Origin of the sequence: Ectopseudomonas toyotomiensis (genome assembly GCF_017167985.1) — a bacterium.
Classification (GTDB): Bacteria; Pseudomonadota; Gammaproteobacteria; order Pseudomonadales; family Pseudomonadaceae; genus Aquipseudomonas; species Aquipseudomonas toyotomiensis.
On record NZ_CP070505.1, the window covers coordinates 2,104,332 to 2,128,740 of the forward strand.

The 24,409-nt window shown below is 66.3% G+C and carries 20 protein-coding genes and 2 riboswitches; of the genes, 6 read left to right on the forward strand and 14 right to left on the reverse strand.

Annotation, left to right across the window (positions count from 1 at the left end):
* Positions 1–13 precede the first annotated feature (13 nt).
* The 14 genes from JWV26_RS09700 to cbiE all read right to left on the reverse strand — a co-directional run bounded on the left by JWV26_RS09700 (position 14) and on the right by cbiE (position 17,791).
* A complete protein-coding gene (locus JWV26_RS09700; RefSeq protein ID WP_206418924.1) occupies positions 14–529 on the reverse strand; it encodes a DUF3617 domain-containing protein in 516 nt (171 codons plus the stop codon).
* Positions 530–670: 141 nt separating this feature from the next.
* Positions 671–1,078 carry a DUF1850 domain-containing protein gene (locus JWV26_RS09705; protein WP_206418925.1) on the reverse strand — a complete coding sequence of 136 codons (408 nt, stop codon included), beginning with the start codon at positions 1,076–1,078 and terminating at the stop codon, positions 671–673.
* On the reverse strand, positions 1,075–3,102 hold the full coding sequence (locus tag JWV26_RS09710; protein WP_206418926.1) for a TRAP transporter permease: 2,028 nt from the start codon (positions 3,100–3,102) through the stop codon (positions 1,075–1,077). The genes JWV26_RS09705 and JWV26_RS09710 overlap by 4 nt, the downstream gene beginning before the upstream one ends.
* Before the next feature lie 132 nt (positions 3,103–3,234).
* Complete coding sequence (locus JWV26_RS09715; RefSeq protein ID WP_072425202.1) at positions 3,235–4,188, reverse strand: TAXI family TRAP transporter solute-binding subunit; 954 nt, start codon at positions 4,186–4,188, stop codon at positions 3,235–3,237.
* Between the two features lie 581 nt (positions 4,189–4,769).
* The gene (locus JWV26_RS09720) at positions 4,770–6,110 is read right to left on the reverse strand and encodes a sigma-54-dependent transcriptional regulator (RefSeq protein ID WP_074915649.1); all 1,341 of its coding nucleotides are present in this window, start codon (positions 6,108–6,110) and stop codon (positions 4,770–4,772) included.
* Positions 6,111–6,420: 310 nt separating this feature from the next.
* Positions 6,421–8,172: a sensor histidine kinase gene (locus JWV26_RS09725; protein WP_074915647.1), complete on the reverse strand. Its 1,752-nt coding sequence runs from the start codon at positions 8,170–8,172 to the stop codon at positions 6,421–6,423.
* Positions 8,173–8,212: 40 nt separating this feature from the next.
* Positions 8,213–9,397 (reverse strand): C17 cyclopropane fatty acid synthase CfaB, encoded by a 1,185-nt coding sequence (cfaB, locus tag JWV26_RS09730; protein ID WP_072425199.1) that lies wholly within the window; start codon positions 9,395–9,397, stop codon positions 8,213–8,215.
* A gap of 84 nt (positions 9,398–9,481) precedes the next feature.
* On the reverse strand, positions 9,482–10,489 hold the full coding sequence (locus JWV26_RS09735; protein WP_206418927.1) for a FecCD family ABC transporter permease: 1,008 nt from the start codon (positions 10,487–10,489) through the stop codon (positions 9,482–9,484).
* Entirely contained in the window at positions 10,486–11,514 is a 1,029-nt protein-coding gene (locus JWV26_RS09740; protein ID WP_241201287.1) for an ABC transporter substrate-binding protein, read from the reverse strand. The genes JWV26_RS09735 and JWV26_RS09740 overlap by 4 nt, the downstream gene beginning before the upstream one ends.
* The gene (locus tag JWV26_RS09745; protein ID WP_206418928.1) at positions 11,514–12,284 is read right to left on the reverse strand and encodes an ABC transporter ATP-binding protein; all 771 of its coding nucleotides are present in this window, start codon (positions 12,282–12,284) and stop codon (positions 11,514–11,516) included. The genes JWV26_RS09740 and JWV26_RS09745 overlap by 1 nt, the downstream gene beginning before the upstream one ends.
* Entirely contained in the window at positions 12,284–14,392 is a 2,109-nt protein-coding gene (locus tag JWV26_RS09750; RefSeq protein WP_206418929.1) for a TonB-dependent receptor, read from the reverse strand. Before JWV26_RS09750 ends, JWV26_RS09745 begins: the two co-directional genes overlap by 1 nt.
* Before the next feature lie 334 nt (positions 14,393–14,726).
* A riboswitch (cobalamin riboswitch) is annotated at positions 14,727–14,920 on the reverse strand.
* A 102-nt stretch (positions 14,921–15,022) separates the two neighbouring features.
* Positions 15,023–15,721 (reverse strand): (2Fe-2S) ferredoxin domain-containing protein, encoded by a 699-nt coding sequence (locus JWV26_RS09755; RefSeq protein WP_206418930.1) that lies wholly within the window; start codon positions 15,719–15,721, stop codon positions 15,023–15,025.
* Positions 15,722–15,872: 151 nt separating this feature from the next.
* Entirely contained in the window at positions 15,873–16,592 is a 720-nt protein-coding gene (locus JWV26_RS09760) for a cobalt-precorrin-6A reductase (RefSeq protein WP_206418931.1), read from the reverse strand.
* Positions 16,589–17,791, reverse strand: coding sequence for a precorrin-6y C5,15-methyltransferase (decarboxylating) subunit CbiE (gene cbiE, locus JWV26_RS09765; protein ID WP_206418932.1), 1,203 nt, complete (start codon positions 17,789–17,791; stop codon positions 16,589–16,591). Before cbiE ends, JWV26_RS09760 begins: the two co-directional genes overlap by 4 nt.
* A gap of 181 nt (positions 17,792–17,972) precedes the next feature.
* Positions 17,973–18,156, forward strand: a riboswitch (cobalamin riboswitch).
* A gap of 93 nt (positions 18,157–18,249) precedes the next feature.
* Between cbiE and cobG the strand changes: the two genes are divergently transcribed.
* The 6 genes from cobG to JWV26_RS09795 all read left to right on the forward strand — a co-directional run bounded on the left by cobG (position 18,250) and on the right by JWV26_RS09795 (position 24,400).
* Positions 18,250–19,563: a precorrin-3B synthase gene (gene cobG / locus JWV26_RS09770; protein ID WP_206418933.1), complete on the forward strand. Its 1,314-nt coding sequence runs from the start codon at positions 18,250–18,252 to the stop codon at positions 19,561–19,563.
* Positions 19,556–20,182 carry a precorrin-8X methylmutase gene (locus JWV26_RS09775; protein WP_206418934.1) on the forward strand — a complete coding sequence of 209 codons (627 nt, stop codon included), beginning with the start codon at positions 19,556–19,558 and terminating at the stop codon, positions 20,180–20,182. The genes cobG and JWV26_RS09775 overlap by 8 nt, the downstream gene beginning before the upstream one ends.
* Positions 20,179–20,922 carry a precorrin-2 C(20)-methyltransferase gene (locus JWV26_RS09780; protein ID WP_206418935.1) on the forward strand — a complete coding sequence of 248 codons (744 nt, stop codon included), beginning with the start codon at positions 20,179–20,181 and terminating at the stop codon, positions 20,920–20,922. Before JWV26_RS09775 ends, JWV26_RS09780 begins: the two co-directional genes overlap by 4 nt.
* Before the next feature lie 168 nt (positions 20,923–21,090).
* On the forward strand, positions 21,091–22,740 hold the full coding sequence (cobJ, locus tag JWV26_RS09785; protein ID WP_206418936.1) for a precorrin-3B C(17)-methyltransferase: 1,650 nt from the start codon (positions 21,091–21,093) through the stop codon (positions 22,738–22,740).
* 146 nt (positions 22,741–22,886) lie between these two features.
* Positions 22,887–23,726, forward strand: coding sequence for an AraC family transcriptional regulator (locus JWV26_RS09790; RefSeq protein ID WP_206418937.1), 840 nt, complete (start codon positions 22,887–22,889; stop codon positions 23,724–23,726).
* A 77-nt stretch (positions 23,727–23,803) separates the two neighbouring features.
* Positions 23,804–24,400, forward strand: coding sequence for a LysE family translocator (locus JWV26_RS09795; protein WP_206418938.1), 597 nt, complete (start codon positions 23,804–23,806; stop codon positions 24,398–24,400).
* The last annotated feature ends 9 nt before the right edge of the window (positions 24,401–24,409 follow it).

Below are 24,409 nucleotides of genomic sequence, written 5' to 3' on the forward strand. Positions count from 1 at the left end.
TCTACAGCTGCATTTATTTGCTTTTGAGGATGCCGCAATCCGCCCCGACCCAACGTGCTCGACTTTCCATGCTGCTCGGCTGGCCGTTGTAGGTGCCTTTGACCTGGGTGGTGAATTCCTTGTCGCTGACGAAACGCGTCTCCCCTTCACCCTGAGCATCCGGGCAGTTGAAGCGGAATTTCCATAGCGTCGCGCTGCGTTCGAGAATCTCGTTGCTGCAGCCGGAGTCAGGGTCGTGCAGGGGGATTTCCTGAGCCTTGATCTGCTCGGCGGTGAGGCACATCTGCACGCCACCGGCACCGAGTTTGATGCCCTGCTCGGCCATCATGTTCTCCATCATCTGCCGCTGTTCGGCCGGCAGGTTCTGCATCTGCGCCAGCATTTCCTCCATGCCGGGCATGGCCTGGCCACCCACCTGCATGTTGTGCGAGCTGACTTCCCAGACACCGGGCTTAAGATCCAGGGCGCTGGCCATGACGGGCGACAGGCAGAGAGCAAGCGGGAGGGCGAAGCGAAACAGAGGGCGCATGGCAGGTCTCCTGGGCAGGTGGTTAGCCAAGCCTAGCAGGCCCTAGATGAACAAAACCCCCACAGGCTCGCGCCGCATGGGGGTTTCCTTCTTTTGATCCGGCACTTGTGGCGCCGGAAGCCTGAGTCCGCTCTGGCGAACCTAGCCCGCGTCAGCCGCAGGGGAGCTCAGCTCACAGCTCCAGAGTTCCAACGCCGGCTGGCTCGCTTGTGGCGGGCCGAGCCAATCGCTCATCGGGCGACAACGCTGGTTGAAACACAGTTGGTAATCCCCGGCTTCAGGCGTACGCCCGACTCGCAGGGGTTGCAAAGGCGGTAGCTGACGCTGGTAGTGCCAGCTGCCATTGCGCAGTTCGGCGCCGTCGGGAATTTCCATTCCGGCGCCGGAACCCTTGACCCGCGCCTCGCCGAGGACCAGGCCCTCGGCGGTGACACGGTAATCCTCTTCCCAGCGCACCTTCTCGATGGTGTGGGTCCAGGCCAGGGTGAAGGACGACGTGGGCAACTCTGCCCATACCGCGCCGGCCAACCCCAGGCAGAGGCCGATCACGCCGTCGCCGCCTCGGCACGACGAGCGCGCCACAGGTGCTGAGCGATGAAGATGGCACTGAGGGCAAAGCCGATTTCGTCACTGATCGGGGTGGCGAGAATCAGGCTGGCACCAGCGGCCAGGCCCAGGATGCGCTCCCACCAGGTCAGCTTGGCCTGCAGGAAGCCGGTGAACACCACACCCCAGATACCGATGGCCAGTGCCGCCTTGAACAGCACGTAGAAAGTCGCCAGCAGGCTGTCGCCCTGCAACATCAGCGCTGGCGAGTAGACCGCCATGAACGGCACGACGAAGCCAGCGATGGCGATACGCACTGCCCAGAAGCTGATCTTCAGACCACGCTCCTTGGCAATCGGCGCGGCGGCGAAGCAGGCCAGCGCCACCGGAGGCGTGAGGTCGGCCATGATGCCGAAGTAGAAGACGAACATGTGCGAGACGATCAGCGGCACGCCCAGTTCCAGCAGGGCCGGCGCGGCAATCGAGCTGGTGATGATGTAGTTGGGGATGGTCGGGATACCCATGCCCAGCACCAGGCAGGTGAGCATGGTCAGCACCAGCGACAGGAACAGGTTGTCCTGGCCGATGGCGAGGATGTAGCCGGCGAAGGTGGAGGCCACCCCGGTCAGCGACACCACGCCGATGATCACCCCGACCAGGGCGCAGGCGATGCCCACCGGCACCGCATGGCGCGCGCCCTCGACCAGCGCGTGCAGGCACAGGGTCAGGGTGTCGCGGCCGCCCTTGACGAACCAGCAGACCGCTACCAGCGCCGCGATGACGCCGAACACCACGCCGATACCAAGCTGGAAGAAGCCGGCGCAGAGCACGCCCAGGGCGATCCAGAAGGCGAAGCGCATGACCTTGGACGAGACCCGCAGGATGATCGCTGAGCCGAGGATGACCATGGCGGTCAACGCCAGGCCAACGGTGCCGGAGAACAGCGGGGTACGCCCGGAGAACAGCAGGTAGATGAGGATGAACAACGGGATCAGCAGAAACCAGCGTTCACGCACGGCCTTCCACGGGTTCGGGCATTCTTCCTTGGGCAGGCCGCGCAGGTTGGCGCGTTTGGCCTCCAGGTGGACCATCCAGAACACCGAACCGAAGTACAGCAACGCCGGGATCAGTGCGGCCTTGGCCACTTCGAAGAAGGGTACGTTGATGGTCTCGGCCATGATGAAGGCCACGGCGCCCATGATTGGCGGCATGATCTGGCTGCCCATCGACGAGGTGGCCTCGACCCCGCCGGCGAAAGCCGGGCGATAACCGAAGCGCTTCATCAGCGGAATGGTGAACTGGCCGGTGGTGACCACGTTGGCCACGCCGGAACCGGTGATGGTGCCCATCAGCGCCGAGGACACCACCGACACCTTGGCCGGGCCGCCGACCTTGTGGCCGAACAGGCCCATGGCGAAATCGGTGAACAGCTTGATCATCCCGGCCTGCTCGAGGAAGGCGCCAAACAGGATGAACAGGAAGATGTAGGTAGCCGACACGTAGGTCGGCGTGCCGTACAGGCCCTCGGTACCGAAGGCCAGCTGGTTGACGATCTGGTCGAAGCCGTAGCCGCGATGCATCAGGTCGCCCGGCAGGTACTGGCCGAGCATGCCATAGGCAAGAAACAGCGCGCAGATGATCGGCAGGGCGATGCCCATGACCCGGCGCGCGGCCTCGAACACCAGCACGATGAGGGTTATGCCGATGATCATGTCGCTGGTGGTCATGTCACCGGAACGCAGGATCAGGTCCGCCTCGAAATACCACTGGTAGACCGCCGTGGCCATACCGGCCAGGCCGAGCAGCCAGGCCAGCGGCTGCCAGGGGCGCTTGGCGCCGAAAGCCGGGATGCTGATGAACACCACCAGCAACAGGAAGCCGACGTGCACCGCACGCAGCACCTGGGTAGATACCGGGTGGAAAGCCGCGGTGACGATCTGGAAGATGGAAAACAGCAGCGCGACGGCGAACAACGCCTTCGGCCAGTCGGACGGGCTGGCGCCCATACCCTGATTCTGCTCACTCATGGAGTGCAAACCTCATGACTACTTCGATACGGGACAGAGTCGCCAACAAAACCTACCGTCCATGAACGCCGGTTTTATTCGCGATTCTGTGAAGACCGGACCGCGGCGCAAGCGCCACGGTCCGAGCCGTCATTACAGCGCGCCGGCTTCCTTGTAGAAGCGCTCGGCACCCGGGTGCAGCGGGATCGGCAGGTTCTGGGTGGCGGTCTCCAGCTTGATGTCCTGAGCGGCGGAGTGAGCGGTGCCCAGGCGGCCGAGGTTGTCGAACATCAGTTTGGTCATCTGGTAGGCCACTTCGTCGGACACGCCTTCGTGAGTGACCAGGATGTTGGTGATGGCAACGGTGGGCACGTCAGCGTCCTGACCGTCGTAGGTGCCAGCCGGGATGGTGGCTGCCTCGTAGGCGGCGTTGTCGATCTTCGCGGTCACTTCGGCCGGGATGGCGACGAAGCTGATCTTCATGGTCGAAGCCAGGTCACGAATGGCGGCCATACCCAGACCGGAGGACTGCAGGGTGGCGTCCAGCTGACGGTTCTTGATCAGCTCGACCGACTCGGCGTAGGGCAGGAACTCGACCTTGCCCATGTCCTTGTAGGTCAGGCCAGCGGCTTCGAAGATGGCGCGAGCGTTGAGCTCGGTGCCGGACTTCGGCGCGCCGACGGAGATGCGCTTGCCCTTGAGGTCTTCCAGGGTCTTGATGCCGGATTCGGCGTTGGCGACGATCTGGATGTAGTTCGGGTAGGTACCGGCGATAGCGCGGATTTTCTTCAGCGGCGCCTTGAAGCCAGCGTCTTCGACGCCGTTCCAGGCATCGGCCACCGAGTCACCGAGGGCGAAGGCCAGCTCACCGCGACCGGCTTCGAGCAGGTTGAGGTTTTCCACCGACGCCTTGGTCGCCTGGACCGAGGTCTTGGAGCCCTCGATGCCGTTGCTGTAGAGCTGCGAAAGAGCCACGCCAATCGGGTAGTAGACACCGCTGGTACCGCCGGTGAGCACGTTGATGAAAGTCGGGGCAGCGAGCACTGCGGTGCTGGCAGTGATGGCCGCGGCAGCGGCGAACAGGCTGAGTTTCTTGGTCAGTCGCATGGAAGTATCTCCGTCGTTGTTATTGGCTGTATGCAGAGTTTCACTCTAGACGACGCCACGCAGGCGGCGTCGACGTTGCGCGATCAGCAGCGCAGGGTGCAACGTTGGACAAGAGCCGCGGCGGGCGCGGTAGGAAGGCGGCCCATGCACGGCAGCGAGTGCGGCATGGCGCGAGGGGCATGGCAGTTCATGGGCTGACCTCTTGTCGTTGTTATGGTCGCCACGTCGGCAAGATGCTGCGCGGCTGTAACTGTCATAGCAGATGCCGTGCCAGGGCCTGAAAAGCCCGAGATAGAGGGGTTACATCTAAAGACCGATGGGTCATTGAGCGGGAAATCGCCTACATCTGTGACAGGGTCGGCAAAATTCCGCTTATCGCGTCACGCGCTCAGTAGGAGCCACGCCCCGCGGCGAATGGCGGCCATCGCGCAATACCAAGCTCATACCCAAAAGCTTCGCCCGGGGCGGAGCCCCACAGGTGAAGGCGATCAGACTTGCTTACCCGTAGGGTGCGCCGTGCGCACCGAGAGTACCGCGGTCCAAAAATTTGCTGCGCACGACCTAAGCGGCCCTGCGACGCCCTACTCTTCGCCCCCCGGCAGGTAATCACCGCGCGCCAGGCCATGGCGCTGCATCTTCTCGTTGAGAGTGCGGCGCGGCAACTGCAGCATTTCCATCACTGCGGTGATGTTGCCCTGGCATTGCAGCAAGGCGTTGTGCAGGCACTGCGCCTCGAAGGCCTCCATCTGCTGCGCCAGCGCCTGACCGGCGAAACGCTCGGCTGGCGGCGGGCTGGAAAGCCCCAGGGCATGGCGCTCGGCGGCGTTGATCAGCTCACGGACGTTGCCCGGCCAGTCATGGCCGAGCAACCGAGCCAGTTCGCTCGGCGCCAGTGGCGGCGCTTCGCGCCCATGACGCAGCGCCGCCTCATGGGCGAAATGTTCGAACAGCAGCGGAATGTCCTCGCGGCGCTCGCGCAGCGGCGGAATATGCAGGGTAGCGACGTTCAGGCGGTACACCAGGTCCTCGCGGAAACGCCCGGCCTTGACCTCGTCGAGCAGATCCGGCTTGGCCGCGCTGATCACTCGCAGGTCGACCTGGATGCTCTTGTTCGAGCCGAGGCGTTCCAGGGTCTTTTCCTGCAGCACGCGCAGCAGTTTGACCTGTTGCGCCAGCGGCAGACTCTCCACCTCGTCGAGGAACAGGGTACCGCCATCGGCATGCTCGATACGGCCGATGCGCCGTGCCTGGGCGCCAGTGAAGGCGCCGCTCTCGTGACCGAACAGCTCGCTTTCGAAGATGGTCTCGGGAATCGCCGCACAGTTCAGCGCGGCGAAGGCCTTGCTAGCCCGTGGGCTGAAATCGTGCAGGCTGCGCGCCACGCGCTCCTTGCCGCTGCCGGTCTCGCCGCGGATCAGCACATTGACCGAGGTGCCGGCCAGTTCGAGGATCTGCCGCCGCAGGTTTTCCATCGGCCGCGAAATGCCGATCAGTTGGCTCTCGATACGGCCCTTGTCGGCCACCTGCCGACGCAGTTGGCGGTTCTCGCAAACCAGCCGGCGCTTGTCCAACGCACGGCGCACGCTGTCGAGCAGACGCTCGGGGGTGAAGGGTTTCTCGATGAAGTCATAGGCCCCCTGACGCAGTGCCTGCACCGCCATGGGTACATCGCCATGACCGGTGACCAGGATCACCGGCAGGTCGGTGTCCACCTGCAGCAGCTTATCCAGCAATTGCAGGCCATCGCTGCCGGGCATACGCACATCGCTGACGACGATGCCGGGGAAGTCGCGGTCGACCAGAGCCAAGGCTTCGGCCGCACTGGCGCAGGTACGCACCTCGAAACCGGACAGTTCCAGCCACTGCTGCACCGCCTCGCGAATCGCCGCTTCGTCGTCGACCACTATGACCTGAGCGCTCATGGTACCTCCTCTTGAGAACGGCCGCAGTGTAGGGTGGGTTAGCGCCGCGAACCACTCCCTTCAACACACCTCCGCCAGTGCTGCGACGCGTAACCCACCGGACGATCGTCCCGCGAGACACCAATGGTGGGTTACGGCGCGGCATAAAGTTGCGAAGTCATCGTGATATCGGTGACACGCCTAACCCACCCTAGACTGCGACGAGCGCCAGTTTCTGGCGAAACCCGGTGCGCGCGGCGCACCCTACGGCCGGCCGCGCAGTTCGTAGGGTGCGCCATGCGCACCAGCCGCGACACCACTGTGAAGGGAGCTACGGCGCAGCCGGCAGCCTCAGGGTAAACACCGCGCCCAGCTCACCGTTATGCGCCTCCAACGTGCCGCCGAGATCGCGCACGATACCGTAGGACACCGCCAGCCCGAGCCCCAAACCCTGCCCCACCGGCTTTGTGGTGAAGAAGGGTTCGAATACGCGACCGAGGGTTTCCTCGGCGATGCCGCCGCCACTGTCCTCGACGCTGAGCAGGCAGCCATCGTCTTCACGGGCGATGCGCACCAGCAGGATGCGTGATTCGCTCTCGGCCATGGCGTCGAGGGCGTTGTGCAGCAGGTTGAGGATCACCTGTTCGATGCGGATGGCATCGCCAAGCACTTCGGCCTCGTCGTCGATCTGCGTGCGCAGCTCCACCTGCTCGCTGCGCATGCGCGGTGCCAACAGCTGCAGGGCCTGCTCCAGCACATCACCGAGGCACAGGCGCTCGCTGAGGCCGGCCGGGGTCTTGCGGGCAAAGGTCTTGAGGTGGCCGGTCAGCGCCGCCATGCGCTGCAGCAGACCATCGATGCGCTGCAGACCGTCGCGCACCGCTTCCGGCCGACCACTGTCGAGCAGCAGGCGCAGACTGCCGAGCTGCATCTGCAGGGCGGTCAGCGGCTGGTTGATCTCGTGCGCCAGCGCCGCCGACATCTGCCCCAGCGCGGCCATCTTGGCGGCATGCACCAGGCCGTCCTGGGCTTCGCGCAGCTCGGCGGTGCGCAGCGCCACCTCGCGCTCCAGGCGCTCGCGGATGCCGGCCTGCAGACGCTGGTTCTTGCGGCGCTGGGCGAGGAACAACAGCAGGAAGGCGAAGGTCATCCACACCCCGGCAGCAGCCAGGCGATAGCTGCGCACGCTATCCGCCAGACCGACCGGCTCGCTGAGCAGATGCAGGGTCCAGCCCTCTTCGGGCATGTGCAGACGCTGCCAGAGATAGTCGCGATTACCGTCGGGGCCATCGACGCGCGCCCAGTCAGCATCGTCGTCGATATGCCGATGCACCTGATGCGCCAGCGGCTGCAGCGCCTGCTCGGCGTAGCGGCGCACCTCCACCAGTTCGGCGCGCGCCTGTTCGTCGAGTGGCTGCAAGGCGCGAAAGCGCCAGATCGGCTTGTTGCTGAGGATCACCACCTGATAGCTGTCGGCGACCAGCAGCACGCCGGGCTGACCGACCCATTCGCGCTGCAGGTCTTCCAGCTCCAGCTTGACCACCAGTACGCCGAGCAGCTCGCCCTGGGCATCGCGCACCACGTGGGAGAGGAAATAGCCGGGAATACCGGTGGTCACGCCCACCGCGAAATAGCGTGCACCGCCATCGCGCAGGGCGTTCTGGAAATAGGGACGGAAGGCGTAGTTGTTGCCGACAAAACTGCTCCAGTCGCGCCAGTTGCTGGCCACCAGAGTTTCGCCCTGGGCATCGAGCAGGTACAGCACGGTGGAGCCGGCGGCCGCGTTGAGCCGCTCCAGGCGCTGGTTCAGCGCCAGGCGTAGCTGACGATCATGCGGCGCGCGCAGCAGGCTGCGGATATCGCTGTCCAGCGCCAGCACTTCCGGTACCGAGCTGAAGCGCTCGACCAGGGTGCGAATCGACTGGGCATAGAGCTGCAACTGCCCGCGCGCCTCGACGCTACGCTCGTCCCAGGCGCGCTGCTCGGCATGCCGTCCACCGAGCCAGAGGCTCAGCAGCAGACCGGCGAGAATCGCCAGAACGGTGAACAGTACGCGGTAACGATGCTGTTGCGGCAAGGGCATGGGCGGCTCGCGGGATCAGTACGAGCCGCATGTTACTCCATCACGAATACAGGTCGGCACGGGTCCACGGCAGATCATGAGCGCCGTCATCGCGCGGCTTTACCGCCAGGATCTGATGCAGGTTCATCCAGCCATGCTGGAAGCCGTACGCGCAGCCGGCCAGGTATAGGCGCCAGATACGCAGGGACTTTTCCGGTACCCACTGCGCGGCCTTCTGCAACTGCCGCTCCAGGCCCTGACTCCACAGCTGCAAGGTGCGTGCGTAGTGCAGGCGCAAGCTCTCGACATCGACGATCTCCAGCCCGGCCTCGCTGATTGCCTTGCTGATGGTCACCAGGTGCGGCAGCTCACCCTGCGGGAACACGTAGCGGTCGATGAACTCACCGGCGCCACGACCGACCGGACGGCCGTCGGTGAAGCGCGAGGTGATGCCATGGTTCATCACCAGGCCGCCGGCCTTGACTGCGCCGAACAGACGCTGGCAGTACAGCGGCAGGTTGGCGTGGCCAACGTGCTCGAACATGCCGACGCTGACCACCTTGTCGAAGCGGCCGTCCTGCGGCAGGTCACGGTAATCCAGCAGCTCCAGGGTCACGCGCCCTTCCAGGCCCTCCTCGGCCACGCGCTGCAGGCCCAGCTCCAGTTGCGCCTGGCTGAGGGTGATACCGTAGACCTCGACGTCGAACTCGCGCGCGGCAAAACGCGCCAGGCCGCCCCAGCCGCAGCCGACATCGAGCAGCTTGTCACCCGGCTGCAGGCGCAGCTTGCGACACAGGTGGCGCAGCTTGGCCTGCTGGGCCTGGTTCAGGTCTTCCTGACCGGTTTCGAAGTAGGCGCAGGAGTAGACCATGTCGCGGTCCAGCCACAGGCGGTAGAACTCGTTGGACAGGTCGTAGTGATAGCTGATGGCCTCGGCGTCGCTGCGTTTGTCGTGGGCGACGTAATGCTCAGTTGGTGTGGACTCATCCCCGAGTAGAGCCGTACTCAGGGCATCGCCAACCTCGATGGCCTCTTCGATGGGGCCTTCCAGATCCACCCGTCCCTCGACATAGGCAGCGCCCAGGGCATCCAGGCTGGGATGAGCCAGTTGCGTGACCAGGCTGGGGTCCTTCACCACCAGCGTCACCCTGGGTTTGGGCCCAAGGTCGATCTGCTTGCCGTCCCACAGTTTCAGGCGCAGCGGCAGTCGTAGATCACGAAGTGCGGTGGGCAGTTGCGCGAGCATGGGCATTCCTCCTGGCCAGGAGTCTGTGTTACAGAGACTAGCTTAGATGACCTTTGCGCCCTTGCAGCAGTTCGATCCTGGCGACTAGCGGCGCCTGAGCAGGGCCACGAAGAACGCTCCGCCGATGGCGGCGGTGACGATGCCGATGGGCAGATCCTGCGGTGCCAGCCAGGTGCGCGCGGCGACATCGACCCAGACCAGGAACAGCGCCCCCAGCAGCGCCGCCACCGGCAGCACGCGACGGTGCTCGGCACCGACCAGAAAGCGCGCCACGTGCGGCAGCATCAGCCCGACGAAACCGATGGCGCCGGACAGCGATACCAGCACCCCGGTGAGCAAGGACGCCACCACGAACACCAGTAGGCGCACCCGCCGTGGCTCCAGGCCCAGGCTCACCGCGCTCTGCTCGCCGGCCATCAGCGCATTCAGCGCGCGACCCAGGCCGAGCAGCACCGCCAGCGCCAGCAGCAGGCACAGCGCCGGCAGCCAGAGCAGTTCCCAGCGCGCCAGGCCGAGGCCACCGAGCATCCAGAACAACACCGAGCTGGCCGCATGGGGGTTGCCCAGGTACAGCAACAGGTTGCTCGCCGCCATCATCACGAAGGATACCGCCACGCCGGCCAGCAGCAGGCGCTCGCTGTGCAGCCGACCACCGCGGCTGGCAATCGCCAACACCAGCAGCATGCTCGCCATGGCGCCGACGAAGGCCGCCAGCGGCAGGCTGAGCATCCCGGCGAACTCGCCCAGGTAAAGCACCACGAGTACCGCACCGAAGGCTGCGCCAGAGCTGACGCCGAGCAGGTGCGGGTCGGCCAGCGGGTTGCGCGTTACCGCCTGCAGCGCCGTACCCACCAGGGCCAACCCGGCGCCGACCAGCGCACCGAGCAGCACCCGTGGCGCGCGCAGCTGCCAGACGATGCTGTCCTGGCCGGCGCTCACCGCCACTGCGGGCTCGATGCCGAACAGCTGCCGAGCGAGGATTGCCAGCACGCGCTCCAACGGCACCTGAGCCGCACCGAAGACCAGCGACAGCGCACAGGACAGCGCCAGCAATACCGCCAGGCCGAGCAGCAGCAAGCGAAAACGCGTCACTGCGCGAAGGCCTCGGGATGCAGCGCGGCAGCCAGGGTTTCGATGGCGGCGACGTTGTCCAGGCTCGGCGTGACGGCGAGATAGGAGAGCACCACGAAGCGCTGCTGGCGAATCGCCGTGACGCCCTGCAGCGCCGGGTGCTGCAGGAGAAAGTCGCGCTTCTGCGCCGCCGTACGTTCGCCATAATCGACGATCAGGATCAGCTCCGGGTCCTGCTCGACCACGGCTTCCCAGCCCACCTGCATCCAGTTGGCCGCTACGCCGTCCATCACGTTGCGCCCACCGGCCGCGGCGATCAGCGACTGCGGCATGCCCAAACGGCCAGCACTGAAGGGCAGGTCCTCGCCGCTGTCGTAGACGAACACCCGCGGTCGCGTCGGTTGCTCACCGAGCTGCGCACTTACCGCTGCCACCCGCGCCTGCATGCCCTGCACCAGGGTCTCGGCACGTTCCTCGACGGCGAAGATGCGACCGAGATTGCGCAGGTCGGTATAGACATCGTCCAGACTGGCAACGCGCTTGGGCATAACGTGCGCACAGGACTCGCTCAGCTCGTACACCGGGATGCCGAAGCGCGCCAGGCTGGCCGGGGTGACCTCGCCGCCGATGCGCATGCCGTAGTTCCAGCCGGCGAAGAAGAAGTCGGCGTCGGCATCGAGCAGATTCTCCAGCGACGGATAGCGCGCGGCCAGTTCGGGTAGCCCATCGAGCTGCGCCTGCATGGCCGGCTCGACGGTCTTCCAGCCGCTGATGCCGCTGTAGCCGACCATGCGCTGCGTCAGGCCAAGATCCAGGAGCATGGCGGTCAGGGTGATGTCGTGGCTGACCGCACGCTGCGGCGGTCGCTCGATGGTGAGTTGGCGATCGCAGCTGGTGACGGTGACGGCCCAGGCGGGGCTGATCAGCGCCAGCAGGATCGCACCGACCAGTGTAGGAGCGAGCTTTGCTCGCGAAGCTTTTGCCTTTTTCCACGATTCGCGAGCAGAGCTCGCTCCTACAGGTTCAGCCGTGCATGAACGCTTCATCAAACAATCCAGGTAATGCGCGGATGACCCGCCAGTGGATGGGTATCGACCAACGCCTGCAGGCCGAACACCTGCTGCAGCAGCTCGGCGGTCAGCACTTCGGCGGGCGTACCGATGGCCACCAGACGGCCCTGGTCGAGCACACAGAGGCGGTCGCAGAAGGCCGCCGCCAGGTTGAGGTCATGGAAGCTGGCCAGCGTCGCCAGGCCCAGCGCCTTGATCTGGCCCAGCAGTTCGAGCTGGTAGCGCGGATCGAGGTGGTTGGTCGGCTCGTCGAGGATCAGCACTTGCGGTTGCTGCACCAGGGCACGGGCGAGCAGAGCGCGCTGCTTCTCGCCACCCGAGAGGCAGGCGAAGGGCTGCTGCGCCAGACCGCTCAAACCGACACGGGCCAGCGCCTCATCCACCAGGCGCCGATCCTCGGCGTCGTCGCCATCGAACAGGCCCTTGTGCGGCGTACGGCCCATGGCCGCCACCTCGTGCACGCGCAGGCCGAAGTCCTGCGGAAATTCCTGCAGCACCACGGCCACGCGCTGCGCGCTCCAGCGCGGCGGGCGCTGCCACAGCGCCTCGCCGTCCAGCTTGACCTGGCCGACGCTGGGCCGCTGGAAGCGATAGGCGCAGCGCAGCAGGCTGGTCTTGCCGCAGCCATTGGGGCCGATCAGCCCCAGCAGCTCGCCGTCGCCGACTTCCAGGTCGATGCCCTCGAGCAGCGGACGCTGGCCGTCGGGCGACCAGGCCAGCGCCTGGATACGCAAACGTGGAGTCATCAGAAGCTGTAATCCGCGGTGACGAAGAACGAACGTGGCGCCCCCAGGTACCACTGCTCACCATCGCTGCTGGCGCTGGTGGCGTACTGGCGGTCGAACAGGTTGTTCAGTTCCAGACCCAGGCGCACATCCGGCAACGCCTGCCAGGCGATGTTGGCGTCGACCACGGTGTAGCCAGGCACCTTGGCGGTGTTGGCCGTATCGGCATAACGCGCATCGACATAACGCGCGCCGATGCCGGCATCCACACCGCCACCAAGCGCCTTGTTCAGCCACAGGTTGGCGGTGCGCTTGGGCACGTTGGTCGGGCGATTGCCGCTGCGGTCGCCACCACCTTCGATGAAGTCGTCGTACTCGGCACGCACGAAGGCGGCGTTGGCCGACACCTGCCAGCCCCGACCCAGCGCCAATTCCAGGGTGGCCTCCAGACCATCGGAAGATTGCTGGCCGATCTGCACCGTGGGCGAGGTCGGGGTTTCGCGGCTGAGCAGCTTCTTCTTGACGATATGGTAGGCGGCCAGCGTCCACTCGCCCTGACCATTCCAGAACATCTGCTTGAGGCCGATTTCGCTCTGCCTGGCTTCGCTAAGGTCGAACTGCTGCTGAGTCGGGTTGAGGGTCAGCAGGTTGCTCACCCCCTCGGTGCTGGTGGCGTACTGACCGTACAGCGACAGCTCGGGGGTCAGGGCGAAGACCAGCCCGGCGCGCCAATTGTCGCCACTCAGGCTGCGGTCGGCGCTGCTGCCATCGATCAGGTTGTCGCGCTGAATATGCAGCTGATCACGGCGCACACCGGTGACCAGCGACAGGCGCTCGGTCAGCTGGGTGCGGTTCTCGGCGAACAGCGAGAACTGCCGCGCCAGGTTGCGCTCGCGCGGGCCGTAGCCGAGCGGATCGGTGCTCTGGTACTGCCCGCCGCCGGAGCCGGCCAGCGGCACGCTGTCGCTGAAACTGCTGGCGAAATCGTGCTGGCGGGCGAAGTGGATGCGGTTGTAATCCACCCCGACTACCGTGCGGCTATCGAGGCCGAACAGGGTGTGATCCAGGGTGAAGGTCTGGCGGTCGCCGACCTGTTCCTGGGTGTGCTTGATCTCGTAGAACTCGCCACGCTCGACCCTGTCGCCCGGCTGCCAGCGATAGGCCTCGGCATTGCGCCAGTAGCGCTGAGTCTTGATGTAGTAGAGCTGGTTGCTGGCGCTGAGCACGTCGTTGATGCGCCAGTCGCTCACCAGGCGGGTGATCTGGTCGTTGTAGCGAATGTCGGCATTGGCGACGTTGTAGTTACGTTCGCGGATGCTCTCGCGGTACTTGCCAGCCACCAGCGGCGTGCCGAGATAGCGCTCGGGGCTCTGATCGCCATGATCGTGGGACAGGGTGAAGCTCAGATCATCATTGGCGTCCCAGCGCAGGGCGGCGCTGAGCGCCAGGCTATCCGAATCACCCCGGTCGACCCAGCCATTGCTGGCCTGCTGATTGATGTTGAAGCGGTAGCTCAGTTCGTCACTCAGCGAACCGCCGCTGTCCAGGGCGGCCTGGCGGCGGTCATCGCTGCCATAGCCGAGGCGCAGCTGGTTGCGGATCTCGCCGGCGAAGGGCTTCTTCGGCACCACATTGATCACCGCACCGGTGGCTCCCTCGCCGTAGAGCACCGAGGCCGGGCCGCGCAGCACGTCGATACGTGCCACCGACCAGGTGTCCACCGGGAAGGTCATGGTGCCGGCGCCGACGTACTGGCGGGTGCCATCGTACAGCTGCATGGTCGCCGAATGGCCGGTGAAGCCGCGCGCCGACAGCGCGGTGCCGCCATTGCCGGGCGAGCCGGTGCTGCTGATACCCGCCGTGCGGGTCACGGCGTCCTGCACCGTGAGGTTGTTGCGCCCACGTACCTCGGCGCCGCTCAGGCTGCTGTTGCTGGCCGGCGTTTGCAGGGCCGACAGCTCCAGGCGGGAGCCGGACGCGGTGGGCGTATGCAGATCGCTCTCGCCTTCCTCGGCAGCGTGCGCCTGGACGGTGACGTCAGGGAGATCGACAGGAGATTCGCTGGCCATGGCCACATCGCCGACCAGCAGCGCGAATGGCAGGGAGCAGAGGCGTAGAAGGTGCTGCACGTGAGTGATTCCGGATATTCCAGGAGAGTCGTCAGGACGCTCCAGGCTCCGGGTGTGCGAGTTGAAGGCGGTCAGCCTTGACGCTTCGCAGTCGGTGCCTGAGGCAATAATGTTATTGTTATAACATAACATTATCGTTTTTCGCAGGTAGCCAGAAACGGGCTCACGCCCTTCGTTCAGGCATGCAGAAGAGAGGTTCTTGTAGCGGAAATGGCGCGCCATATTGCTTCCATCGCAAAGAGAAAAGGCACGGCAATCCGATGGAAATGCGCAACAGCAGACAGGGGCACGGCGGCGCCCTACTGGAGTCAACGCCCGCCCACCGCGGGTTGCCAGACACAAACGACTCCAGGCCGGTCTCCGGGCTTGCGAGGGTCATGAACGCATCGCCTTCCCATGCGCGTGGCGCACAGTGGCGTATCGATGCGGTCGCTCGCTTACCGTTGCGGGGGCAGCGTCGGACTTCAACCGACTTCCCGTTTCACCTCACGCGCGGCGGCGTGAGACACCTGAAGCGGGGCGGATATGACCACCCACACCCGCTCAAGTCAAGGCGCGGTGGCAATTGCGGGAGGCGCTTTAGCGGCGATTGCTCGTAGCTTGAATTGGCCGCAGGCGTAATCCGAGTTGCTAATTGTTGCCCTGCTCATCGATACGCAAATCCGGCAACGCCCTGCCCGCCACCAGACGCTCGTCGACCAGGCGAATCACCGCCGCCTCGTCCTTGATGCCATACCACTCACCCTGTGGATAAAGACTCGCGGTCGGCCCCAGATCGCAGGGGAACTGGCACTGGCTGCGGGTGATATGCACACCGCCCTCGCACTCAAGCTTGCCGGCGGCCTTGAGCCGCTGGCGCAGGGTTTTCCACAGGCCCAGCGCGCCCTTGCGCGTGCAGCGCGGGCCGTTGCACAGCAGCAGGCGCTGCGCATGCGGCGGGATCTGCGACCAGGCGTGATGTGCCGGCACCGGCGGCACGTCGCTGCAGGGAATATGTGCCTCGCGGCTTTCGAGCAACGCGCCGAGGCCATCGAGCCAGGTGTCCTCCAGCGCCGTGCAGACCACGAACACTCCTGCCCCGTCGCTCCGCTCGGCGATACGTTCGCGCAGCCAGTCGCGGTGCGCGGCATCGGCGCGCGGCTCCAGATCGACCACCAGCAGTGGTCGCGGCGCCTCATCGATGGCCTGCCAGAAGCCGTCCTGTTCGCTGTCATGCAGATGCGCCTCGCCAAGCAGCATTTCGATGCGCTGTTGCAGACGCTCGGCCGAGGCACCACGACCCAGGCCGGGGCCGATAAACAGAACGCGGGCGTAGGGGGCTTGGCTCATGACGGTCTCCAGAACGGGCCGGCAGTCTAGCAGCGCGTCGTGGTCCGGAGGCAATCCGGCGGGTAATAGAAGGCCCGGTGCGCGCGGCGCACCCTACGGAATCAGCGCAGGCGTAAGGCCGCCAGGCCGGCGTTGGCGGGTTTCACCCGCCCTACAGGGACAGCGCCTCGTAGAGAGCGTCCAACTCCGCGAACTCATGCGTTACCGCCGGCAACTGCGGGCGACGCAACAGCAAAACCGGCAATCCAAGCTCACGCGCGACCTGCAACTTCGGCTCGGTGGAGGCGCTGCCGCTGTTCTTGCTTACCAGCACGTCGCAGCGCAGGCGCGCGAACAGCGCGCGTTCCTCCTCCAGGGAGAACGGCCCGCGGGCACCGATGATCTCGGCGCGGGTTGGTGCCGGCTCGGCCTGCAGGCAGCGCACCGTCCAGTGCTGGTGCGCGGGAATCTCGTGCAAATGCGCCAGCGGCTCGCGCCCGGAGGTGAAGAATGGCCGCTCGAAAGGCGCCAGCGCACGGGTCAGTTCATCCCAGCCGTCCACCTCGCGCCAGTCGTCACCCGGGCCCGGTTGCCAGCCGGAGCGACGCAGGGCCCAGCAGGGCACGCCTACCATTTCGGCGGCGCGGGCGGCGTTATGGCTGATCTGCGCCGCATAGGGGTGGGTCAGATCCAGCAGCAGCTCGATGCCTTCGCGGTCGATAAAGTCTGCCAGGCCTTCGGCACCGCCAAAGCCGCCGACGCGCACGCGGCAGGCCAGGTCATCCGGCACCCGGCCGAGGCCAGCCAGGCTGTAGATAGTTTCCGGTCCCAGTCGACGCGCCAGGCGCAGCGCCTCGGTGGTGCCACCGAGCAGCAGGAGTCGCGCACTCACGGTTTGCGCACCGCCAGCAGGGTGATCGGCAGCGCCGCGCGCCAAGTGTCGAAGCCGCCCAGCGGCTGCGCCTGGGCCACGGTGAGCCGCAGCAGCTCGCCGCCCTGCTGCTCACGGAAGGCCACCAGCGCCGCCTCGCTCTGCAGGGTAACGGCATTGGCCAGCAGGCGCCCACCCGGCTTGAGCGCAGCCCAGCAATCATCCAGCACACCGGGCACGGTGACGCCGCCGCCGATAAAGATCGCATCCGGTGCCGGCAATCCGACCAGCGCCTCGGGTGCATGCCCGGCGACCAGCTGCAGACCGGGTACACCGAGGGCATCTCGGTTGTGGCGGATATGATCCTGACGGCCCTCGTTGGCCTCGATGGCGATGGCGCGGCAGGCCGGGTGTGCTCGCATCCACTCGATGCCGATGGAGCCACAACCAGCGCCGACATCCCACAGCAGCTCGCCAGGCAGCGGCGCCAGCCGCGCCAGGGTCACTGCGCGCACGTCACGCTTGGTCAGTTGGCCGTCGTGGCGGTAGGCCTCGTCCGACAGGCCGCAGGTGGGCGGCAGCAGCGTTGTCCCGGCGTCCGCCAGGCACTCCACCGCCAGCAGGTTGAGGTCGGCGCCGCGCGGCAAGTCCCAGCTCGCGGCCAGGCCTTCGATGCGGCGCTCATCCGGCCCGCCAAGGTGTTCCAGCAGGGTCAGGCGACTGGCGCCGAAACCGCGTACGCACAGAGCTGCGGCGACCTGCGCGGGGGTGTCACCATCGGCGCTCAACACCAGCAGGCGCATGCCGGGAAACAGTTTGCCATTGAGCATGGCCAGCGGCCGCCCGACCAAGGAGACCACTTCCATCTCCTGCAGCGGCCAGCCCAGACGCGCCGCCGCCAGCGACACCGAGGATGGCGCCGGCAGTACCTGCAGTTCATCGGCCGGCAGCTGCCGCGCCAGGCTGGCGCCGACGCCGTAGAACATCGGGTCGCCACTGGCCAGCACACACACGGCCTCGCCACGCCGCGCCAGCAGCGGTTGCAAGTCGAAGGGGCTCGGCCAGGTTTCCCGCTTGCCGCTGATGCACGGCGGCAGCAGCGCCAGCTGGCGCGGCGCGCCGACAATAAGGGTGGCCGCCAGCAGAGCACGGCGCGCGGCCTTGCCCAGGCCGGGGTAGCCGTCTTCGCCGATGCCGACCAGGGTCAACCAGGGTTTCATCCAATGTCCTCGCACAGGCCCGACGGAGCGCCTGTCCGCGTTCCGGGCAAAGCGGGCATAATACAACCTTCGTCGGTGCCCCATGAGTCGATGCGACTCGGTAAAGGGCCTAAGGAAACTCTGAAATAGTCGTCATTCCCGCGCAGGCGGGAATCCAGAATCTCAGTAGTAACTGGGCTCCCGCCTTCGCGGGAGTGACGGTAAATGGCCATTTCAGAAATTCCCTAAGAGGGAACACGGTAAAGCCGTGGCTGCCCCCGCAACTGTAAACAGCGAGTCCAACGCAATCGGCCACTGGGTAACCGGGAAGGCGCGGCGGACGAAGACCTGTCAGCCAGGAGACCTGCCGACGAACGCTGGTCGCGAGTGCCAACATCGGGCGGGGTGTACCGATGCCATGGAGTCCCCTATGGGATTTCGCTGGTTCGGTCGCCGCGTCGTTATCCACAGGTGACCGCTTGCCCACATCCGTCCGTCCTTCCGCCTGCCCCGGCCTGCTACGCATCGTGCCTGCGCTGGATGGCGGCATCTGCCGGGTCAAACTGCCCGGCGGCGTGCTGCGCAGTGCCCAGGCGCGAGCGATTGCCGAAGCAGCGCGGCAGCATGCCAGCGGCGTGCTGGAGCTGACCAACCGCAGCAATCTGCAGATTCGTGGCGTACTGCCCGGCCAGGAAAGCACACTGGTCGACGCCCTGCTCGGCGCCGGCCTCGGCCCGCGCGTGGCCAGCGCCGACGACGTGCGCAACCTGCTGCTCAGCCCCGCTGCAGGCCTCGACCCGCAGGCGCGGATGGACGTGCGCCCTTTGGCCAGTCAGTTGCTCGACTTGCTGCAGGACACCCCGGCGCTGCACGCGCTGTCACCCAAGTTCGCCCTGCAACTGGACGGCGGCGAAGCCCTGGCCGTGCGCGAACACCCCCATGACCTGTGGCTGGCCGCCGAAGACGAACAGCACCTGCTGCTGGGCCTGGCCGGCTGCCCCGTAGACGCGCCGCTGGCGCGAGTCGAGGCGACCCAGGCAGTCGAGTTGGTGCGTCAGCTTCTACTGCTGTTCCTCGAACTGGCCACGCCCGAGCAGTCACGCATGCGCCAATTACTGGCAAAGAACCCGGCCAGCGAGCTGTTGCAACGCCTGCAGACGCGTCTGGATTTTCCCCTGCGGCCGGCACCGGCCAGTTGGCAGCCTGCCGCGACGATCAAACGCACACCGGCTGGGCTTTATCCACAGGCACAGAATGGCCTGCGAATGGTGGTAGCCGGCGCCCGACTCGGCCGCCTGCACGCCGAACAACTGCTGGCGTTGGCCGAGCTGAGCGAGCACCACGGCGATGGCGAGCTGCGCCTGACGCCTTGGCAAGGCGTGCTGCTGGGCAACGTGCCCGAGGCAAAGGCCGCTGAGCTGCTGACGGCGCTGAACGATCTGGGCCTGCTAATTCACGCCGACGAGCCGCTGCTTGGCCTGGTCGCCTGCACCGGCTCGGCAGCCTGCGCGCGCGGCCTGGCCGACAGCAAGCACCACGCCCTGCACCTGGCGGAGCTGCTGCGCGAAAGCGGCGTCCGCCCACAAGTGCATCTCAGCGCCTGCCCGCGCAGCTGCGCCAGCGCACGCGTGCAGCCCTACACCCTGCTGGCCAGTACGCCCGATCACTACCAGCTCTACCAACGCATGCCCGAGGCGCCCGGTTTCGGTCGTCTGCTGGCGCCAGCCATGACCATCGACGAGGCCGGCGCCTGGTTCGCCCGCCAACACCCCGCAGGAACACCCGATGCTTGATTACATCCGCGACGGCCAGGAAATCTACCGCCGCTCCTTCGCCACCATTCGCGCCGAGGCCAACCTCTATGGCATCCCCGCCGATATGGAAAAACTCGCCGTTCGGGTAATCCACGCCTGCGGCATGGTCGACGTGGTGGAAGACCTGCGCTTCTCCCCCGGTGCCGGCGCGGCCGGTCGTGCGGCGCTGCTGGCTGGCGCGCCGATTCTCTGCGATGCGCGCATGGTCGCCGAGGGCATCACCCGCCCGCGCCTACCGGCGAACAACGAGGTGATCTGCACCCTGCACGATTCCGGCGTACCGGAGTTGGCCCGCGAAGCCGGCAACACCCGCTCGGCGGTGGCTCTGGAGTACTGGCGCGAATATCTCGAAGGCAGCGTGGTGGTGATCGGCAACGCGCCGACCGCGCTGTTCTACCTGCTGGAGATGCTCGACGCCGGCGCGCCGAAGCCGGCACTGATCATCGGCATGCCGGTCGGCTTTATCGGCGCGGCGGAATCCAAGGATGCCCTGGCAGCAGACAGCCGTGGCGTGCCCTACGTGATCGTGCGGGGCCGCCGTGGCGGCAGCGCCATGGCGGTAGCGGCGGTCAACGCCCTCGCCTCGGAGGTGGAATGATGGCCGGTCGTCTGCTCGGCCTCGGCGTCGGCCCCGGCGATCCTGAGCTGCTTACCCTCAAGGCCCTACGCCTGCTCAAATGCGCGCCGGTGGTGGCGTACTTCGTGGCCAAGGCCAAACATAATGCCGGCCACGGCGGCAATGCCTTCGGCATCATCGAGGCCCATCTGGACGCCACCCAACAGCGGCTGCCGCTGGTCTACCCGGTGACCACCGAAAAGCTCGCGCCGCCGCTAAGTTACGAGGATGTGATCGCCGATTTCTACGACACCTGCGCGCAGCAGATCGCCCAATTGCTGGACGCGGGCCAGGACGTGGCGGTGATCTGCGAGGGTGACCCGTTCTTCTACGGCTCATACATGTACCTGCACGACCGCCTGGCCGACCGCTACAAGGTGGAGGTGGTGCCCGGCGTCTGCTCCATGCTCGGCTGCGCCTCGGTGCTTGGCACCCCGCTGGTGTACCGCAATCAGAGCTTGAGCGTGCTTTCCGGCGTGCTACCGGAAGACGAGCTGGAACAGCGCCTGCGCGACGCCGAAGCCGCCGTGGTGATGAAGCTCGGGCGCAACTTCGACAAGGTGCGCCGCGTGCTGCGCAAGCTCGGCCTGGATGGCCGCGCCCACTACGTCGAACGCGCCACCATGGCCAGCCAGAAGATCGTGCCGCTGGACGAGGTGGAGCCGATGGATTCGCCGTATTTCTCGATGATTCTGGTGCCCGGCCAGAAATGGCGCGGGTGAAGCGCCTGAAGCCCCTCTCCCCAACCCTCTCCCATAAATGGGAGAGGGAGCAGTCCGTGTACGAACGAAGCAATTCATTTACCTCAACACACAGGACTCAGCTCGTAGCCCGGATGCAATCCGGGAAACCCATTCCCCGGATTGCATCCGGGCTACAGGATATGCCGCATGAACATCGTCATCCTCGGCGCCAGCGCACTGGCCACTGCACAACGCCTCAAGGCGCTTTATCCACAGGCGGTGATCCATGGCCTGCGCGGGCGCGCCGATGGCGTCGAGCGCCACTACGACGAGTTCGGCGAGCACCTGCGCAGCCTCTATCGTGCCGGCCAACCCCTGCTGGCGCTGTGCGCTGCCGGTATCGTCATCCGTAGCCTGGCCGCGCTGCTGGCGGAAAAGGGCGCCGAGCCGCCGGTGCTGGCCCTGGCCGAGGACGGCAGCGCCGTGGTGCCGCTGCTCGGCGGCCTGGCTGGGGTCAACCGCCTGGCCCGCGAGATCGCCGTGCACCTGGGTGTAACGCCGGCCATCACCACCAGCGGAGAACTGCGCTTCGGCACCTGCCTGCTGGAGCCGCCCGCCGGTTACGCCCTGGCTGACCTGCAGCAGGGCAAGCGTTTCGTCAGCGATCTGCTCGGCGGCGAGACGGTACGCATCGAAGGCCAGGCACCCTGGCTGGAAACCGCGCAACTGCCTGTGGATAACGCCGCCAGCCGGGTTATCCACATCACCGCACAGGCGCGCCCGGCGCAACCGGACGAACTGTTGATCCACCCGCGCGTCGCCGCTGCGCTGATAGAACGTCCGGATGCCGAGTTGCCGGCACGTCTGCAGCAGGCGCTGGGCGATGCCAAGCTGGCGCCGCAGGCACTGGCCTGCCTGTTGGCCGACAAAGGCTGGATGGCCAATGCCGAGCTGCACGCCGCAGCGAACAAACTGAAACTGCCGCTGCGTTTTATCCACAGCGACTCCCAGCTACCCGCCGAATGCCACCGAGGCGAGGGCCTGAGCCTGCTTTTGGCCGAGCAGCCCATCGATATCGACCGCCTAGGCCAGCGCCGTGGCCGCCTCAGCGTGGTCGGCCTCGGCCCCGGCGCAGCCGAGCATATGACCCCCGCCGTGCGCCGCGCCCTCAACGAGGCCGAAGATCTGCTCGGCTACGACACTTACGTGAAGATGGCCGGCCCACTGCGAGCCGATCAGTGCCTGCACCCCAGCGACAACCGCGAGGAATTGCAGCGCGCCGCCCACGCCTTCGAACTGGCCGCCAGCGGCCGCCGCGTGGTGATGATCTCCTCCGGCGACCCCGGCGTATTCGCCATGGCCGCCGCCGTGATGGAGGCGCTGGAAAGCCCGCAAAGCGAGACCTGGCAAGGTGTCGAACTGGAAGTGCTGCCGGGCGTCTCCGCCGCCCTGGCCACCGCCGCCAAGGCCGGCGCGCCGCTGGGCCATGACTTCTGCCTGATCTCCCTGTCCGACAACCTCAAGCCCTGGGCAGTGATCGAAAAGCGCCTGCAACACGCCGCCGCCGCCGACCTGGCCATGGCCTTCTACAACCCGATCTCCAAGTCGCGCCCCTGGCAGCTTGGCCGCGCCCTGGAGCTGCTGCGCCAGCACCGCGAACCGCAGACCCTGGTGGTGCTCGGCCGCGATATCGGTCGCCCCGCCGAAGCCCTGCGCAACCTCACCCTAGGCGAGCTGACCCCGGAGATGGTCGATATGCGCACCCTGGTGATCATCGGCTCCAGCCAGACCCGCCGCTTCCCCCGTGCCGATGGCGGCGAGTGGGTCTATACGCCGCGCTGGTATCCCGATCTGTAGGAGCCCGCTTGCGGACGATGCAGCTCCGCCGGAAACATCGATCGCCGGCAAGCCGGCTCTTACGAAAGGCGCGTGCACAAACCTTCTAGTCCTGTTCGCCGAACGCGGTAAGCTCAAGCGTTCACAGCACAAGCGGGCAGCAGGCGATGAACGCGCAATCATGGGTCGACCTCAAGCAGGATGCCGATACCGGCATCGAGGTGATCCGTGCGCATTTCGAGGGCCACGCCTACGACCCGCACTGGCACGACAGCTACCTGATCGGTTTCACCGAGCAGGGCGTGCAGCAGTTCCATTGCCGACGTGCGCTGTTCAGCAGCGTGCCGGGACAGACCTTCTTCCTCGAGCCCGGCGATATCCACGACGGCCATGCGCCGACACCGGGCGGCTTCACCTACTCCACCCTCTATCTCGAGCCGGCCTGGCTGGAGCGCGCGCTGCCGGCGCTGTTCGAGCAGGCACCTGCCGACTGCCTGCCCGGCGTGCCGCGCACCCAACCGGACGACCCCGGCCTGCTGCCCTGTATCGCCAATGCCCTGCAGGCGTTGAACGACAATGAGCCGCGCATGGTGCGCGACGCCGCGCTGGATGCGCTGCTGGAGCGCATCTCACGCAGTCTTTATTGGCGCCAGCGCCTGCCGGGCAATCCGCAGATTCCCCGCGTGGCCCTGCGTGCCCGCGACTACCTGCACGCACACTTTCACCAGAACGTCGGCCTCGACGAACTGGCGCGAGTCTGCGGCGTCGACCGCTTCCGCCTCAGCCGTGCGTTCAATGCGGCCTTCGGCATCGCTCCGCATGGTTACCTGATCCAGCTGCGTCTGGTGCGCGCACGCCGGTTGCTGGCCCTCGGCACGGCACCGGCGGATGTCGCCAGCGACCTGGGCTTCGCCGACCAGAGTCACCTGGGCCGCTGGTTCCGCCGCGCCAACGGCCTTACCCCGGGCGCCTACCGCAGCCTCTGCACAAAGCTTCAAGACCACTGAAGCAGCCAGCCGGACAATCGCGCCATACCCGATATGGAGCGATGCCCGATGCCCTTCACTGCTCAACGAGCGCGGCCATGAACCAGTGGCTGCCCTTCATCCTTTTCGCCTCGGTGGCCTCGATCACCCCCGGCCCGACCAACCTGCTGATCCTCGGCAGCGCGGCTCGCTTCGGCCTATCCATCGCCCTGGCCATCGCCTTGGGCGCCAGCCTCGCTGCCAGTCTGATGCTGCTGGTGGTCGGCCTGGGCCTCGGCGAGCTGCTGGCCAGAGCGCCGCTGTTGCAGACGGCGATGACCTGGGCCGGCGCGGCCTGGATCAGCTGGATGGCCTGCAAGCTCATGCGCGCCGAGGCAGCCGGCCTGGACCAACGCAGCGTCGACCGGCGCCAGGGCTTCGCCCAGGGCGCCGGCCTGCAACTGATCAACCCCAAGACCTGGCTAATGACCGTCTCGGTCACGGCGATCTTTCTCGACGGCCAGGCCTCGTTCGGCGCGGTAGCGAGCTACGCGACGCTATTCCTGCTGGTGTCCACGCCCTGCCTGCTGGCCTGGGGCCTGCTCGGCATCGGCAGTGCACACTTGTTGCGGCAACCGACCAGGCTGCTGTTGTTCAACCGCTGCATGGCCGCGCTGCTGCTGGCTTCGGTTTGGCTGCCGCTGCTAGTGCGTTGATCGGTCGAG